General features: G+C 34.6%; 15 protein-coding genes. 9 read left to right on the top strand and 6 right to left on the bottom strand.

The annotated features are described in order from the left end of the window. Nucleotides 1-72 precede the first annotated feature (72 nt). The 3 genes from cfbE to ACJROP_RS08830 are packed head-to-tail and all read right to left on the bottom strand — an operon-like array spanning nt 73 to nt 3784. The gene (cfbE, locus tag ACJROP_RS08840; protein WP_406535105.1) at nt 73-1491 is read right to left on the bottom strand and encodes a coenzyme F430 synthase; all 1419 of its coding nucleotides are present in this window, start codon (nt 1489-1491) and stop codon (nt 73-75) included. 7 nt (nt 1492-1498) lie between these two features. Further along, nucleotides 1499-3319: a bifunctional NADP phosphatase/NAD kinase gene (locus ACJROP_RS08835; RefSeq protein WP_406535104.1), complete on the bottom strand. Its 1821-nt coding sequence runs from the start codon at nt 3317-3319 to the stop codon at nt 1499-1501. A 3-nt stretch (nt 3320-3322) separates the two neighbouring features. After that, nucleotides 3323-3784, bottom strand: coding sequence for a pyruvoyl-dependent arginine decarboxylase (locus tag ACJROP_RS08830; protein ID WP_406535103.1), 462 nt, complete (start codon nt 3782-3784; stop codon nt 3323-3325). An 84-nt stretch (nt 3785-3868) separates the two neighbouring features. On the opposite strand from ACJROP_RS08830, the gene ACJROP_RS08825 reads away from it, so the two are divergent. From ACJROP_RS08825 to ACJROP_RS08810, 4 genes are all read left to right on the top strand, one after another. Further along, nucleotides 3869-4222 (top strand): hypothetical protein, encoded by a 354-nt coding sequence (locus ACJROP_RS08825; RefSeq protein WP_406535102.1) that lies wholly within the window; start codon nt 3869-3871, stop codon nt 4220-4222. A gap of 163 nt (nt 4223-4385) precedes the next feature. Next, nucleotides 4386-4784: a translation initiation factor IF-5A gene (locus ACJROP_RS08820; RefSeq protein ID WP_406535101.1), complete on the top strand. Its 399-nt coding sequence runs from the start codon at nt 4386-4388 to the stop codon at nt 4782-4784. Nucleotides 4785-4819: 35 nt separating this feature from the next. Next, entirely contained in the window at nt 4820-5686 is an 867-nt protein-coding gene (gene speB / locus ACJROP_RS08815; RefSeq protein WP_406535100.1) for an agmatinase, read from the top strand. A gap of 193 nt (nt 5687-5879) precedes the next feature. Continuing rightward, entirely contained in the window at nt 5880-7214 is a 1335-nt protein-coding gene (locus ACJROP_RS08810) for an NCS2 family permease (protein ID WP_406535099.1), read from the top strand. A gap of 42 nt (nt 7215-7256) precedes the next feature. Here the strand turns inward: ACJROP_RS08810 and ACJROP_RS08805 are convergent, their stop codons facing one another. Next, nucleotides 7257-7535 carry a winged helix-turn-helix domain-containing protein gene (locus ACJROP_RS08805; protein WP_406535098.1) on the bottom strand — a complete coding sequence of 93 codons (279 nt, stop codon included), beginning with the start codon at nt 7533-7535 and terminating at the stop codon, nt 7257-7259. A gap of 136 nt (nt 7536-7671) precedes the next feature. Between ACJROP_RS08805 and ACJROP_RS08800 the strand changes: the two genes are divergently transcribed. From ACJROP_RS08800 to ade, 4 genes are all read left to right on the top strand, one after another. Continuing rightward, nucleotides 7672-8127, top strand: a complete 456-nt coding sequence (locus ACJROP_RS08800; protein WP_406535097.1) for a hypothetical protein — start codon at nt 7672-7674, stop codon at nt 8125-8127. A gap of 33 nt (nt 8128-8160) precedes the next feature. Next, a complete protein-coding gene (locus tag ACJROP_RS08795) occupies nt 8161-8844 on the top strand; it encodes a zinc ribbon domain-containing protein (RefSeq protein WP_406535096.1) in 684 nt (227 codons plus the stop codon). A 284-nt stretch (nt 8845-9128) separates the two neighbouring features. Beyond that, on the top strand, nt 9129-10355 hold the full coding sequence (locus tag ACJROP_RS08790; protein ID WP_406535095.1) for a TIGR00300 family protein: 1227 nt from the start codon (nt 9129-9131) through the stop codon (nt 10353-10355). Further along, the gene (gene ade, locus ACJROP_RS08785) at nt 10352-12067 is read left to right on the top strand and encodes an adenine deaminase (protein WP_406535094.1); all 1716 of its coding nucleotides are present in this window, start codon (nt 10352-10354) and stop codon (nt 12065-12067) included. Before ACJROP_RS08790 ends, ade begins: the two co-directional genes overlap by 4 nt. On the opposite strand, the gene ACJROP_RS08780 is transcribed toward ade, so the two are convergent. Then, nucleotides 12064-12690 carry a DUF447 domain-containing protein gene (locus ACJROP_RS08780; protein WP_406535093.1) on the bottom strand — a complete coding sequence of 209 codons (627 nt, stop codon included), beginning with the start codon at nt 12688-12690 and terminating at the stop codon, nt 12064-12066. The two genes, ade and ACJROP_RS08780, sit on opposite strands and share 4 nt — an antisense overlap. 91 nt (nt 12691-12781) lie before the next feature. Between ACJROP_RS08780 and ACJROP_RS08775 the strand changes: the two genes are divergently transcribed. Continuing rightward, nucleotides 12782-13792, top strand: a complete 1011-nt coding sequence (locus tag ACJROP_RS08775; protein WP_406535092.1) for an SIS domain-containing protein — start codon at nt 12782-12784, stop codon at nt 13790-13792. A 41-nt stretch (nt 13793-13833) separates the two neighbouring features. On the opposite strand, the gene ACJROP_RS08770 is transcribed toward ACJROP_RS08775, so the two are convergent. Next, nucleotides 13834-14418 carry an Hsp20/alpha crystallin family protein gene (locus tag ACJROP_RS08770; protein WP_406535091.1) on the bottom strand — a complete coding sequence of 195 codons (585 nt, stop codon included), beginning with the start codon at nt 14416-14418 and terminating at the stop codon, nt 13834-13836. Nucleotides 14419-14578 lie beyond the last annotated feature (160 nt).

Here is a 14578-nt window from a genome sequence, read left to right as displayed (position 1 = left end):
ACTTATAAGTTTTTGTTACATTATTAATTTTTACAATTAATATTAATTAAATGTTTACAATTTTTGAAAAATTCATCTTTGAGAAAGTTTCCTGTAATCTGAGCGATAAATAAAAAGAAGGTTTTTATTATTTTTTAAGGCAATGTCATAAACGTCATTGTAGTTTTTAACTAATTCGCAGTTTTTACTCATTTTATGAGAAATTGACTCTCCCACATCACCGGTTAAAATAATCTTACAATTTTGAGAATCCAAAAATTCGCTAACTTTGCCTTCATCAATTTCCTCACAGGTAATTCCATAGTCTCCGCCAATCGCCACATAATAGTCATCTAAATTGCTGATCATATTAATTGACTCTTCAATGGCTTTTGTGTTAATTCCAGGATTGATTTCTTCGATAATTATGGAGTTTCCAATTTGCTTTTTATTGGTTCTGCCGGGAATTCCTTTGTATTTCTTAATGCCGTTTATGATTTTATCTTGGGGGATTTCTAAAGTTAAAGCAGTTAGGATAACTCCCAATACATTACTTACATTATGCCTTCCCGGCGCAAATACTTTCAAGTCCATTTCACCTGAAACGGCATTGCCATTAATGGTTTTAACATCTTTGTAAGCAACGTTTATGTAAGTTTCATCTAAGGAATAGTCAACGCTTTTCAAATAAAGGTTTGAGTTTGAATCTGTTAGTGAAAATGTATTCACCTTATCATGTTTCACATTCTGATAATACATGTCAAATGCTTCTTTTTCACATACCACTGTTTTGCACCTAAATACCTGTTTTTTAGCTTCAGATGCACTGCTTCTGCCTTTGGCTATTGGGTAATCCTCAGCAATATTTAACAAAACTCCGACATCTCCAATACCACTCACTCCCAAAGAGGATTCAAAAATGGCAGAATTGTATTTCCTTAGGTTTTCACTTTTAACAATGCCATCTGCAATTTGGCAAACCGGATTGGCTATTTTATATGCAAGGTCAATTGTTTCCTTGATATTTGCGGGAGTTATTGAAATGTTCCGTTTTAGGACAATCTCTTTTCCATCTTCATAAAGTATGCTGCCTAAGCTGGACAGGATTAATGGATTCTCATCAATTAGAATCTCTTTAAGCATAAAGACTGAGGAGGTTTTTCCTTTGACTCCTGTAATCTCAACTTTGGGAATGTCGCACGCCCAATCTTTTAAAAGCTCGCCGATTATCTCATGGTGGGTTTGGAATGTATAATTCAAATTGGGATTATATGAAATTATCTCTTCATGGGTTAATGGCAAATGAATTGGATAGATTACATTCATATCCCCTTTAAAATCAGCCAAATCAGCCAGTTGGATTAGATCAATATTGTAAATGGCAAGCATTTTTGCATCAATGCTTTTTAATGTGTTGTAAATATCATATGCGATGACATTTTTCCCTTTTTTAGCAAGGCTAACTGCAATCTTGACTCCGCCATGGGTTAAGTCAATCACTAAATTGTTCATTTTTCCACTAGCTTAATTTGTCTTTCACTTTTTCATAGAAGTATTTTGAAGAAGTTCTAATGAAAATTGCATCTTTGTCTGATTTTTTGAACTTGATTTCTTCTTCATATTCTGCTTCTTCATTAATTTGCCCATCCATTACGAAAACTGCACTTTTACCTTTTTTAAGCAATTTTACAGTTATTTCACTGCTGTCAGACACGACAAACGGCCTGACTCCAAGTTTATAAGGGCAAATTGGTATGATGATAAATCCTTCTACTTTAGGATCGACTATCGGGCCTCCGGCAGACATTGCATATGCTGTAGAACCGCTAGGGGTTGAAACAATTAATCCGTCAGCCCTTACATCTTCAATTATCTCGCCGTCTACTTGGATTTCAAAATGAAGCATTTTTGCTGTTTTATCAGTCATTATAACCACTTCATTCATTGCGCTGTACTGGTGGTTTTCGTGTGAAACTACAAGGCGTGACCTTTTTTCCCTGTAGTAATCGCCTTTTAGAATGTCATTTAAAGCTTCAAAAGTATGTGTTGCTTCAATTTCTGTTAAGAATCCAACTGTACCCATGTTAATACCAAATATTGGGATGTCAGGATTCATTTTGGCCTGTGCTCTAAGCAAGGTTCCATCTCCTCCAAGAATCACAGCCATGTCGCAGTCAAAGTCAAAAATGTCTTTGGCAAGCTGGTTAAAGTCAATGTTGAAGTTAATGTCATCAAGCAAATGGGCAATTTCAGGATATTCCACTTTTACTTTTTCAATGATTTTATCTAATTCGGGGTCTTCTTTCAATTTTGTAATTTCATGAGCTAAACGCCTTTCAATAATCACTTCACGGCCGTTGGTTAAGAGATAGTCAATTACCTGCGCTGCAAAAATTATTGGTCGCTCTTGGTCAATTCTTGCTATTACTCCTACTTTCCCAATAAAATCAGTTTCATTATCGTTTAAGATATCAATCATCTGTTTGTGGAGTATTTTATTGTTTGCAGCTACCACAACCGCTTTTTCATAGATGCTTAAGTTGTTGTTAATCTTTTGGCCGTATTTGTTTGTAATGATGCACCCTGCCTCTTCAAGAATTAGCTTAGAAGCAGCAATATCAATGATTCTACTTCCCCTAAGGTCCAAGAATGCGTCATATCTTCCACTTGCAACATAAGACAGTTCCAATACTACACTTCCAAGTACGCGCATACGGCGAGCATTATCAACTAATTTGGAAGCTTGTGATGTTCCGCTTTTTGTAAATCCTCCAAGAGTCATGTCACTGATATTTACAATGTCACTTGGCTCGACTTTTTCATTGTTTAACCAGCATCCTTTTCCCTTTTCAGCTTCAAAAAAGTTACCGTTGGCAAAATTGCTTACAAAACCTAACTGAACATCATTTAAAGTTGCAAGACGGCCCTGATTAACATCTGCAACGGCTATTGAAATGCCGTAAGCGGGAATTTCTTTAATCGCATTGTTTGTTCCATCAACAGGGTCAATTAAGAAAATAAATTTAGGGGTTTCCTCTTCAGTCAAATCTTCACGCCTAAGTTCGTGTGTAAGTGTGATGCTTCTTTTGGTTCCACGGCCAAGTTTCAACTCTCCAATTTCTTCGCTTACAATATATGAGAGTACAGGGGCATTTTTTAGGATATTGATTAATTTATCTTCAGCTATTATATCAATTAAGGAGGTTGGTGTTCCATCTGCACCCATTTTTATTTTTTCGCCGGATTCTGCTTTTCCAACGTAAGGCCTTATGGCCCTGTTTACTTCGCGGATAATTTCATAGGCTAAGTCTGTTGCAATCTGTTTATCTTTAGCATCCATTTTTTATCCCTCTATAATGTCATCATTTAAGTATACGACTGATGCGACAACTGATGCAATGCTTTCAACAGTTGTTGTGGAGTACTCGACAATCAAATCTTTAATTTCCACTCCACGTTTTTCCATCATATATTCAACCATCATTTTTGCTTCATCAATCAAGTCATTAAGCTCTTTATTAATTCCGGTTGTTTCAACTACACAACCTAACTTATCTCCAATAGCTACTGCAATTACTGCTGCAATTTCATCACCAGGATTGTTTGACGTAATCTCTGATAGGACACAGTTTACCATAGCTCCTGCCTTTAGTTTTGGCAATGCTTTAATTTCTGCATTACCGGAAAGCATGCTAGATACTTTTATCAGGTTAACATCTCCGATTCCAGCATCTGTTAATGCATTGTCAAATGCATTCAATTTTGTTGGCCCTTCATCTTTTCCAGATACAATAGCTATTTTCATTTTATCACTAAGTTTAGGTTTGTTCTTTATGTTTTAAATAAATTATTTAAATAATGAAAATATAAATAAATTTAGGTGTGCCTAATGATTTTAAATAGATCTTCATCAATAATTTTATCAGTATGCTTTTTCATGTTGTTAATGTTAGTAATGTCCTCTATCATCGCAATATTCTTCAATGGAGGATCAGTTCCATATGTTGGGCTCCTGTTTGTTGTAGTCTTTTATTTTATGACCCGCATGTTCTACAATTATCTGAGAAACGATGAGCTTTACAAAAACACAAAACAACACTCCTCAGATAAGCCGGGTGAAAGTTATATAATCAAAGGCCAAAGGGATAACAAAAAGATATTCATTATTGTATGGGTAATCGTCATTCTAATCCTTGCTGCCGTTTCATTGTGGTTATATTCATTTAATAATGGGTTAATCTAATCACTAATTTTTTCTCTTTTTTTCAATAGTGCAATTAAACATCAAAAATTATTTGAATTTGCCGAATACTTTATATAAAATGGACAATATAGTTTATACTAATCTAATAATATTCCTTATTAATAGATTAAAAACCGGTTTTTATAAATATGGAGGAAAATTAATGTCAACAAAAGTTGTAGAAATTAAAACATTAAAAGTTGGAAAATATATCGTATTAGGCGGAGAAGCTTGTAAGATTATCAGTTACACTACTTCATCTCCAGGTAAACACGGAGCAGCAAAAGCAAGAATTGAAGCTGTAGGTGTTTTCGACAACCAAAAAAGAAGTCTCGTAAAACCTGTAGACAACAAAGTAGATATTCCTATTATTGATAAAAGATTAGGACAAGTTATATCTATCCAAGGCGACACAGTTCAAATCATGGACATGGAAAACTACGATACCATTGACTTACCAATGCCTGAAGACTTAAAAAATGACATTGTTGAAGGTATTGAAGTTGAATACATTGTCGCTTTAGGAAATATGAAAATAATGAGAACTAGAGGATCCGCTTAGGTTCTCTTATTTATTTTCCTTTTATAAGATTTATTATGCTTTTAAATACTTATGAACCATGGAAATTTGCATTTTCTCATGAAAATGAGGATATAAAAGAAAATTCATTTGGGATAATCGGAGTTCCCTTTGATAGCACTACTTCTTATCACTCCGGAGCACGTTTAGGACCAATCGTTGTGCGTGAAGCATCATTTGGTTTTGAAAAATACAATTCTGTTTTTAATAAAGAATTAACCACTACTTTTTATGATTTTGGGGATGTTAATGTCATTCCGGGAAATTGTGAGCAAACTTGCAATATCATAGAAAGCACAGTTCGTGAAATGATTGATTTAAATATAAAGCCAATAATTATTGGCGGTGAACATTCAGCATCTATTGGAGCCGTTAAAGTATTGGCCGAAAAATATGATAAATTAACTGTAATCCATTTGGATGCTCACAGAGACCTTGCATTCGAATTCATCGGCGAAAAATATTCACATGCGACAGTAATGAGGAGAATTCATGAAATGGGTGTTGATTTGGTCCAAATTGGAATAAGGTCCTCTTCTCAAGAGGAAGAGGAATTTGTAAAATCAACTTATAACATTCAAACATTCAGAAATAAGGATGTTCACAGACACATGGATGCAATTGAATACTTTTTGGTAAATATTGATGGTCCGATTTATATTTCAATCGATATGGATGTGGTGGATCCGGCATTTGCACCTAATGTAGGCAATCCAACTCCAGGTGGCCTGTTTATTTCAGAACTCGAAACAATTCTTGAAACACTATGCAGAAAAAATGTTGTAGGTTTGGATGTTGTTGAAACTGCAAGCAATAGGCTTGGAGACAATACGGCAGTTGTTGCAGCAAAATTGATTTATGATTTTTTAACATTAATAGAATGATTTAATGTAATAATCTAAAGATAATCTAATATAACTGTTTTTAACTAGATTAACTTATTTTCCTTTGGATATGATGTTGAATTACATTAATTTTTATATCCTTGTCAGTTTAAATTGAATAGATAATATTTATTACCATGTTTTTTAAAAATTATTAATATCGGAATTTAATGTTTTTCTGATGAGGTGTTATATGTTGGAAGATTTTTTCAAATTTAAGGAAAATGGAACTGATTTCAAAACTGAAATCATTGCAGGTATTACAACATTCCTTGCTATGGCTTATATTTTAGGGGTAAACCCAGTAATCTTAGCAGATGGAGGTATGCCTGCTACCGGAGTATTATTTGCTACCGCAGTTGCTTCCGGTATTGCTTGTATAATTATGGGGCTAGTTGCTAAATATCCAGTCGGATTAGCTCCAGGTATGGGACTAAATGCATTGTTTACATATACTATTATTTTGACAATGGGTAACTCTTGGGAAACTGCGCTTGCAGCAGTATTCATTTCAAGTATAATCTTTTTAATAATCACCATTTCCGGTTTAAGGGAAGCTATTTTAAACTTGATTCCTCTTGACTTAAAACTCGGTATTGGTGCTGCTATTGGATTTTTCTTGGCATTCTTAGGTTTAAAAGGTGCAGGAATTATTGTAGCTGATCCATCTACTTTCGTTACTATGGGTAACCTTTTAGCTGCTCCAGCACTTCTTGCATTAATCGGTATTATCATTACTTTAGTTTTATATGTAAAAGAAATACCAGCGGCTGTATTTATCGGATTAGTTTTAACTGCAATTATCGGTTTAATATTCGGTGCAGTTGGATATGGTGTAGGAGATCCGTTAATGCCTGCTTTACCAGCACAGTTCATCTCTGCTGATTTTGACGTATCATTATTTGCCGGATTCCTTAGAGGATTTGGAGACCTATTCAATAATATTCCAAACTTGATTATGATGTTGTTCTCACTTGTATTCGTTACATTCTTCGATACAACAGGAACTTTAATGGCATTAGGTAGACAATGCGGATTCATCGATGAAGAAGGTCAAGCTGTCGGTATTGAAAATGCGTTCTTAAGTGATGCAATCGCAGGTATTATTGGTGCTGTATTCGGTACAAGTACCGTTACCGCATATGTAGAAAGTGCAGCAGGTATCGGTCTTGGAGGTAAAACTGGTTTAACAGCTATTGTTACTGGTATCCTATTCATATTATCAATATTCTTTACTCCATTAATATTAGCTTTATTCACATCTCCAGTTACTTGTGCAGCATTAGTAATAGTCGGTATTTTAATGGTTGTTCAATTGCAAGAAGTTGAATGGAACAGTTTAGTTGTTGCAGCTTCTGTATTCATGACAATTATTATGATGCTTTTAACATACTCCATTTCTTTAGGTATTGCATGGGGATTCGTTGTTTACGCAGTCGCAAGCCTCGCAGCACAAAAAGAGAAATTAGGTTTGGGTATGTGGATACTAGTGATTGTATTTATAATATACCTATTCTTCGGACTTTAAACTCACAACCGTGAGTTTAACTTTTTTTCTTTTTTTTTAAAATCAGTCGTTGTAGTCTTTTTCTACTTTATATAAGTAGTATTTGCCCTTATCGGTGATGCTATAAAATCGGTATCGTTTATCCTCTTCGTTAAGACATTCCACTAGCTCCGCATCCTTTAAGGTTTTCAGGTATTTGGAGATATGGTTGCTGTTATCATTAATTTCTTTGCCGATTTTTGATGGAATCTTATCTTCCTTTTCAAGTGATTTTAGCACCTTAATTCTTTTTTTGGAACGTGCCAGCAGGGATATGATGCTCATATCGTCTTTCTTATTCATGGTTTTAGATTTAAACTTTCGCTATTATATTGATATGTATATGATATTAGCATGCTAATAGCAATGTTTATATTATGTGTTTAATAAATTAATTATCACTAATGGAGGCAATAAAATGAAAAAAATTATTACTTTATTGGCTGTATTTGCAGTAGTTATATCATTAGCTAGTGTATATGCAGTTGAAACTACAAACCACGATTTTGATGGTCTATTTAAAATGGATGTACCTGAAGATGAAAACTTTACTAATCCTGTTGAAGAAGGACAATATTCTGCAAAATTAAGCGCTAATATGGAATATGTTGGACAAAATTTTAGTGTATACTATTATAATGTATCAAATATGGCTCCTGACTTCAATGCAGCTAATATCACTGATTATCTGCCACAAATGTTAAAATCTAATTCTGTGTTTATGGATGAACCATTAATTGATGGAAATCTATATATTTGGAATAACACTGTTGGCGGATCTTCAGATGGAAGTTACCTTGTTGGTATCCCTTCAGAAGATGCTACTGAAATGGTATGTGTGGAAGGAAATAATTTGGATGATTTAAAAGTGTTCATAAATTCTGTACAGTTTTAAAATTTCATTGACTCAAATTTTGGAGGAAATATTATGACTGAATCAAAAGTTTTTAGATTGCCGGAGGGTATTGATGCAAGTTCCGTAGGAAAAGAAGTTGAAAATTTTTTAAGAAGTACTAAAAATTTAACTACTGAAGGTACCAAAACTCCAGACGGTTACTTTGTTCAAGCAAAAGAACCAGAAGGATCAGGATGGAAACAGCTTGCAGGTATGACTATGGCAACCCAAGTACAAATAGTTGAAATTAGTGATACTATAACTGTAAATATCGGAAACGGTAAATGGTCAGATAAAATTGGTGCCGGTGCTGTCGGTATGGTTTTATTTGCTCCGCTTGCGGTTACTGCTGCAGTCGGTGCTTATAATCAAAAAAAATTACCGGGCGAAATATTTGAACATATTGAAAAATATCTTTTAGGCGGCGGTCAAAGTGTAATGATGAATTCATTTGGAGGTAATGTTGCTAACGAAAATGAAGTAATATGTCCCAATTGTAATTCAGCAAATAATAAGAATACAAAATTCTGTGGAAATTGTGGTTCACCATTATCAGCTACCTGTCCTAACTGTGGAGCCAACGTAGCTCTTGATACAAAATTCTGTGGTGAATGTGGAAGTCCTATGAATCAACCTGATAATATTTGCCCGGAATGCGGAGCTAAAGTTGCTGCAGATATGAAATTCTGTGGTGAATGTGGAACAAAAATGGAATAGGTTAACAATCATAACAAATTGTCTGATTGTCATTAAAAATATGGGCAATCATCAGATGAAATTTTTAAGATGTAGAAACCATATCAAAATAGGTGAATAGTGCTTGCATTTAATATAAATAAAACTCAAAAATGTGTTATGCACATATACAGAATATTCAAATATTTAAATGAAGGTTTCTACAATGTTTTTTTATTTTTAATTATTTTTCTAAACCATAACAATATCATTAAATATCACCAAAACCAAAATTATTATATTAACTAAAAATGGAGCAAATTGTTATGGAAAAAAGAAATATTGACCTTTCCGGACATATTATCGACTCATTGATTTTGACCAAAACAATGGGCATAATCATGGACAAAGGCGGAGAATTTAATATATTGGAAATTGAAGTTGGACGAAAAAAGTCAGACACAAGTCATGCAAAGATTGAAGTCTCAGCTGAATCTCCCGAATTATTAGATTCTATTCTAGATGAATTATCTGTACTTGGTGCATCAATCGATGAAATTAAGGAAGTTAATCTTGTTGCATCCGAGAAAGATAAAGTTGCTCCTGAAGGTTTTTATTCATCTTCTAACCATGTTACTCATATCTATTACGGCGGAGATTGGATACCTGTTGAAGATATTGAAATGGACTGTTTGGTTGTTGTCGATGAGGAAAATAAAAGAGCCTGTGTAAAACCAATTGCAGATGTTAAAAAGGGCGATAAGATTGTTGTTGGTCTTGATGGTGTTAAAGTTACTCCACCTAACAGATCAAGGGATGAACAACAGGTCTTCGAATTCATGAATAGTGACGTATCCTCTGAAAAACCATTAATGAATATTATTAGGGGTATTGCAGAGGAAATGAAAGAGATTAAGGCCAAAGGCGGAAAAATAGGTATTGTCGGCGGACCGGCTATTGTCCATACTGGTTCCGGTAAATACTTGGCCGCTTTGGTTCGTGAAGGATACATTGATGTAATCATGGCAGGGAACGCTCTGGCAACTCATGATATGGAATCAAATATCTATGGCACTTCCTTGGGAATTGAAGTGGAAACAGGTAAGATTGTAGCTCATGGCCATACTCACCACATGAGGACCATCAATAAGATTAACCGTTCCGGTTCCATAAGGCAAGCCGTTGAAGACGGAACATTGACTGGTGGAATTATGTATGAATGTATTAAAAACGATGTTCCATATGTTCTTGCGGGGTCCATTCGTGATGACGGACCTCTTCCAGATGTAATAACAGACACAGTGGATTCTCAAAAAGAAATGAGAAAATATGCTCAACAATTGGACATGGTTATCATGATTGCCACAATGTTGCATTCAATCGCAACAGGAAATATGCTCCCTTCAAGGGTTAAAACTATTTGTGTAGATATCAACCCATCTACAGTTACCAAATTGTCAGATAGGGGTAGTGCACAGGTAGTCGGCATCGTAACTGACATCGGTTCATTCTTGCCACTTCTTTATCAAACCTTGATGGAGGAAGAGGAATGAAATTTACGGCTTACATTTTGGATGTTATGACCGATTCGGTTTATCCGGCCAGAATCACAGTTGATGAAGGTGTCTTTAAAGATATTACTCCTATTCACGTTACTGAAGAAACCAAAATTGATGTTGAAGGATTGATTCTCCCCGGATTTATTGATGCTCATATCCATATTGAAAGCTCAATGCTTACTCCGGCTCAATTTGCAAAGATTGCGGTGCGTCATGGAACAACCTCTGTCGTATCCGATCCTCATGAAATAGCTAACGTCTGCGGAATCGAGGGAATTGATTTCATGATTGAAAATGCATCCCAAGTTCCATTCAATTTTTATTTCACAGCTCCTTCATGCGTTCCTGCAACTTCATTTGAAACATCTGGCGCAATTTTAAACTCTGATGACATAGAATTCTTGCTTCAAAAGGATGAAATTGTTGCACTTGGTGAAATGATGAATTTCCCGGGGGTCATCAATGGGGATGATGAAGTTTTAAGAAAATTGGAATTGGCAAGAAAGTACAAAAAGCCTATTGACGGCCATGCCCCACTGGTTTCCGGTGAAGATTTGGATAAATACCTTGAACAATGTATCGTAACAGACCACGAATGCAGTAATTTCCAAGAAGCTATTGAGAAAAAGCAGAAAGGTATGAAAATTATGGTACGTGATGGCTCATCTGCTAAAAATATGGAAGCTCTTTTTGATTTTTCAGAACGCATTGAACACTTGAAAAATCAGGACAGTTTTGGAATAATCCCGACTGAAGTTTTGGAGAGAAGGATCTACTCCCCGATATTTGACTTCATAGTCAGTGATGACAAGCATCCTAACGATTTGATTCATGGTTATTTAGATAAGTCAGTCAAAAAGGCTGCCGATTTGGGAATTGATATTATAAAAGCCATTGAAATGGTAACAATCAACCCTGCGACACATTATGGTCTGGATGCAGGTTCAATCGTAATAGGGGCAAAGGCAGATTTCGTTGTAATCGACAATTTGGAGGACTTCAACATCCTTAAGACATATGTTGCCGGTGAATGTGTATTCGATGGTGAAAACGTTTTGTTCGATGTTACGGAAGTTGAAGCCGAAAACTCAATCGATGCCACCAAAAAGACTGCTGAAGACTTTGAAGTTTACTTTGACGGTGACGAATGTGAAGTAAATGTCATCGAATGTTACAATGGCGAACTGTTGACTGGAAAGACCACCGCAACCTTAAATGTTAAAGATGGTAAAGTTCAACCTGATATTTATGAAGATATCTTAAAGATATCTGTCGTTGAAAGATATGGTGGAAATTCCGTAGCCAATGCATTTATTAAAGGATTTGGCCTTAAAAAAGGAGCTATCGCTTCATCAGTTGCGCATGACTCACATAACATTATAGTTGTTGGTTATTGCGCTGAGACAATGGCTGAAGCCGTAAATGAGATTATTGACAATAAGGGAGGATTTGCAATTGTAAGCGAAGACTTCAGTGATTCCCTATCCCTTCCTATTGCGGGGCTTATGACAAATGAAGATGCATATGTTGTTGCTAAAAAATTAGATGTTTTACACAGGATGTCATCAGCATTAGGCTGCAAACTTGATTCACCGTTCATGACAATGGCGTTCATGGCATTATTGGTTATCCCATCACTTAAAATCTCTGATTTGGGATTGTTCGATGGAGACAATTTTGAATTTATTGATGTTATTAAAAATTAAGGCTCATAGCCTTTTTTTATTAATTCTTCTTTTATTTTATCCATTGCCTGAATGTCTTCAATGTAGCCTACTTTTTTTACAACGCGATTCGCTTCCCTGAATCTTTTCAGATATTCCTGCTTTTGTTCTTCGCCAACGAGGTCAAATCGGCTGAAATTGGATAGGGTTTCGACTACATAGCCAAAGCCCCTGTTCATCGCTTTGGTATTCTTGTTTATTACCAGTTCAGTCACTTTGGATTTGATCACGATGGCTTCATCTTTCTTCTTAATGGGGTCGCTTTGCTTGACTGCCTCTTTCAAGCTTTCCACTTCACATTTGAAATAGGCATCCGCACATTTTAAACTCAAATCATCATTAAAGTAGTCCTGCGGAAGATTTCCAAGTGTCGATGCGGTAAATATTTCAGGATCATGGGTTATGTTTACGACAAACTCCCTTTGAGAGATAATGTTTTCCAAGGTATGGCTTCCCTTAAAGATACGATTCAATATTGTGTCCGGGCCTGAACAGATTACTCCTATTGGAGCGGCATTTTTTAGGTTTTCATCATTTTTTGTAGTAATGATTGTTTCGTATTGTCGTCCTTTTTCCATTCCGATTAATGATAAATCAATTTTCATAGTATCATGTTTTGTTTTTTTTGAATAAACCTTTTTATATGTTGGTTAACAATATATAATTAATATTATTTAATTTTAAAGGAGTTTTAGAATGACCTATAAAATGTATGATGAAATGATGGAGCAACCAGATTCTCTTAGGAAAACGTTTGAATCCGAGTTTCCAAAATTCGCAGAGGTTTCTGAATTAGTCTGTGATGCTGATAAAATTTATCTAATTGGTTGTGGCAGTTCTATTTCAACTTGTTATAGTGTACGTGATGCAATTCGCATGTCCAGTACTAATCTAAACATTGAAGTTTATGCAGGTTATGAATTTTTCTACAACAAAATGTTAACTGAAGGTGAAAATTCCGTTGCGATTTTCACATCCCAATCAGGTGAAACTGCAGATACTTTAGCAGCACTTAGGAAGGCTAATGAATTTGGTTTGCATACTGTATCTATCTCTAATGAACCAGATAGTTCCATGATTAAAGAAGCAAAAACTCCAATTATTACTAGAGGAGATACAGAAACAGCTATTTTAGGAACTAAAACTTATATTACTCAATTAGCATGTCTTTATCAAGTCTTATTTGCAGCTAGTGACTATGAAAATAAAACAGAATTATTGAATCAGTTGGCTGAAATGCCTAAAATGTTGGAAAAGTTATTGGTTTCAACTGAAGATGAAAACAAGCGATTGGCTGAAGAATTTAAGGATGAGGACATTTTTTACTGTTTAGGCAGTGGTCCTAACTTCGGTCTTTCCTATAAATTGGCCATGACAATGCTTATGGAAGGTGCAATCAAGCATGCTTGCCCTGAATATTCAGCTGAATTCAGGCATGGATTAATAGAACGTGCTGAAAAGGATGTTCCAATCATTATTTTAAAATCAGAGTTTGAATCAGATGTAATTACTGATAAAGCCATTGAATTTTCCAAAAACCTAGAGTTAAAATCAATAATCTATGAGCTTAAAGACTATGCTGATGTCGATAAATTATTGTCTCCATTCATATTGGTAATTCCACTGGAATGGTTTGTATATTACTTGGCACACTTCAATGGTGAAGATCCTGGTGCAACAAGACACATTGGAAAAGTCAGGTATTAATTTTTTTTAAAATAAAAAAAAGAGATAAAAATGTAGAAAATCTATTCTACATTTACTTTATGTTTTGGTATAATTAATTTTGGAATAGTAACAGTTACGATTCCGTTTGCGAATTTTGCAGAGATATTTGTAATATCGATGCTGTTTTCAAATCTTACAGTTTTTTCACATTTTCCGGATTTGATAGCAGATACGATAGCTTCAGCTTCGTCTTCTTCTTCAAACTCTTCGATAAATGGTTTGAAACAAGTTTCGATAGTGATGTCGTTGTCACTAGCTTCGATTAAAACATCTTCTTTTTCAACACCAGGAACTGCAGCTTTGATGTAGTAGAAATCTTTGGTTTCTACAAGATCAATGTCTAAAGTTTGAACGGTTGCTTTTTTATAATCAGTATATTTTTGATCAGCACTTTTTTGCATATTTTTAATGCTGTCTCTGAATTCGTCAATACTTTTGTAAAGGTCGTTAATTACATTGTCTGCAATATTTTTACCTTTTTCTTTAGTTTCTTCGTATTTTTCTTTGGTTTCACCGAATTTGTCTTTTTCATCGGCAACTTCTTCTTCAGTAAATTCTTCTTCTTTTTCAGAAAATTTTGCATCAATAGTTTCAGAGTCTACCATAGTTTTCACTCTCCATTTTGATGAATTTTTTTATAAGTATTTATTACTTACTTTTTGTTACTATATAAAGTTTTCTATTTTTGTAACTAAAAGTAATTAAATCTTAATTTCTTTAATCTTTTGTTTTTCATATAAATAATTTGTTATTTTATTAAATTGT

Origin of the sequence: Methanobrevibacter sp., assembly GCF_045220775.1 — an archaeon.
Lineage (GTDB): Archaea > Methanobacteriota > Methanobacteria > Methanobacteriales > Methanobacteriaceae > Methanocatella.
This window is presented reverse-complemented; position numbering and strand designations above follow the sequence as displayed.

What these genes read in the sequence shown, in the direction of transcription:
- ade (WP_406535094.1), top strand. Translation starts at nt 10,352, where the DNA reads ATGAAATTTACGGCTTACATTTTGGATGTTATGACCGATTCGGTTTAT.
- ACJROP_RS08825 (WP_406535102.1), top strand. Translation starts at nt 3,869, where the DNA reads ATGATTTTAAATAGATCTTCATCAATAATTTTATCAGTATGCTTTTTC.
- ACJROP_RS08780 (WP_406535093.1), bottom strand. Translation starts at nt 12,690, where the DNA reads ATGAAAATTGATTTATCATTAATCGGAATGGAAAAAGGACGACAATAC.
- speB (WP_406535100.1), top strand. Translation starts at nt 4,820, where the DNA reads ATGCTTTTAAATACTTATGAACCATGGAAATTTGCATTTTCTCATGAA.
- ACJROP_RS08820 (WP_406535101.1), top strand. Translation starts at nt 4,386, where the DNA reads ATGTCAACAAAAGTTGTAGAAATTAAAACATTAAAAGTTGGAAAATAT.
- cfbE (WP_406535105.1), bottom strand. Translation starts at nt 1,491, where the DNA reads ATGAACAATTTAGTGATTGACTTAACCCATGGCGGAGTCAAGATTGCA.
- ACJROP_RS08770 (WP_406535091.1), bottom strand. Translation starts at nt 14,418, where the DNA reads ATGGTAGACTCTGAAACTATTGATGCAAAATTTTCTGAAAAAGAAGAA.
- ACJROP_RS08830 (WP_406535103.1), bottom strand. Translation starts at nt 3,784, where the DNA reads ATGAAAATAGCTATTGTATCTGGAAAAGATGAAGGGCCAACAAAATTG.
- ACJROP_RS08790 (WP_406535095.1), top strand. Translation starts at nt 9,129, where the DNA reads ATGGAAAAAAGAAATATTGACCTTTCCGGACATATTATCGACTCATTG.
- ACJROP_RS08775 (WP_406535092.1), top strand. Translation starts at nt 12,782, where the DNA reads ATGACCTATAAAATGTATGATGAAATGATGGAGCAACCAGATTCTCTT.
- ACJROP_RS08805 (WP_406535098.1), bottom strand. Translation starts at nt 7,535, where the DNA reads ATGAATAAGAAAGACGATATGAGCATCATATCCCTGCTGGCACGTTCC.
- ACJROP_RS08810 (WP_406535099.1), top strand. Translation starts at nt 5,880, where the DNA reads ATGTTGGAAGATTTTTTCAAATTTAAGGAAAATGGAACTGATTTCAAA.
- ACJROP_RS08835 (WP_406535104.1), bottom strand. Translation starts at nt 3,319, where the DNA reads ATGGATGCTAAAGATAAACAGATTGCAACAGACTTAGCCTATGAAATT.
- ACJROP_RS08795 (WP_406535096.1), top strand. Translation starts at nt 8,161, where the DNA reads ATGACTGAATCAAAAGTTTTTAGATTGCCGGAGGGTATTGATGCAAGT.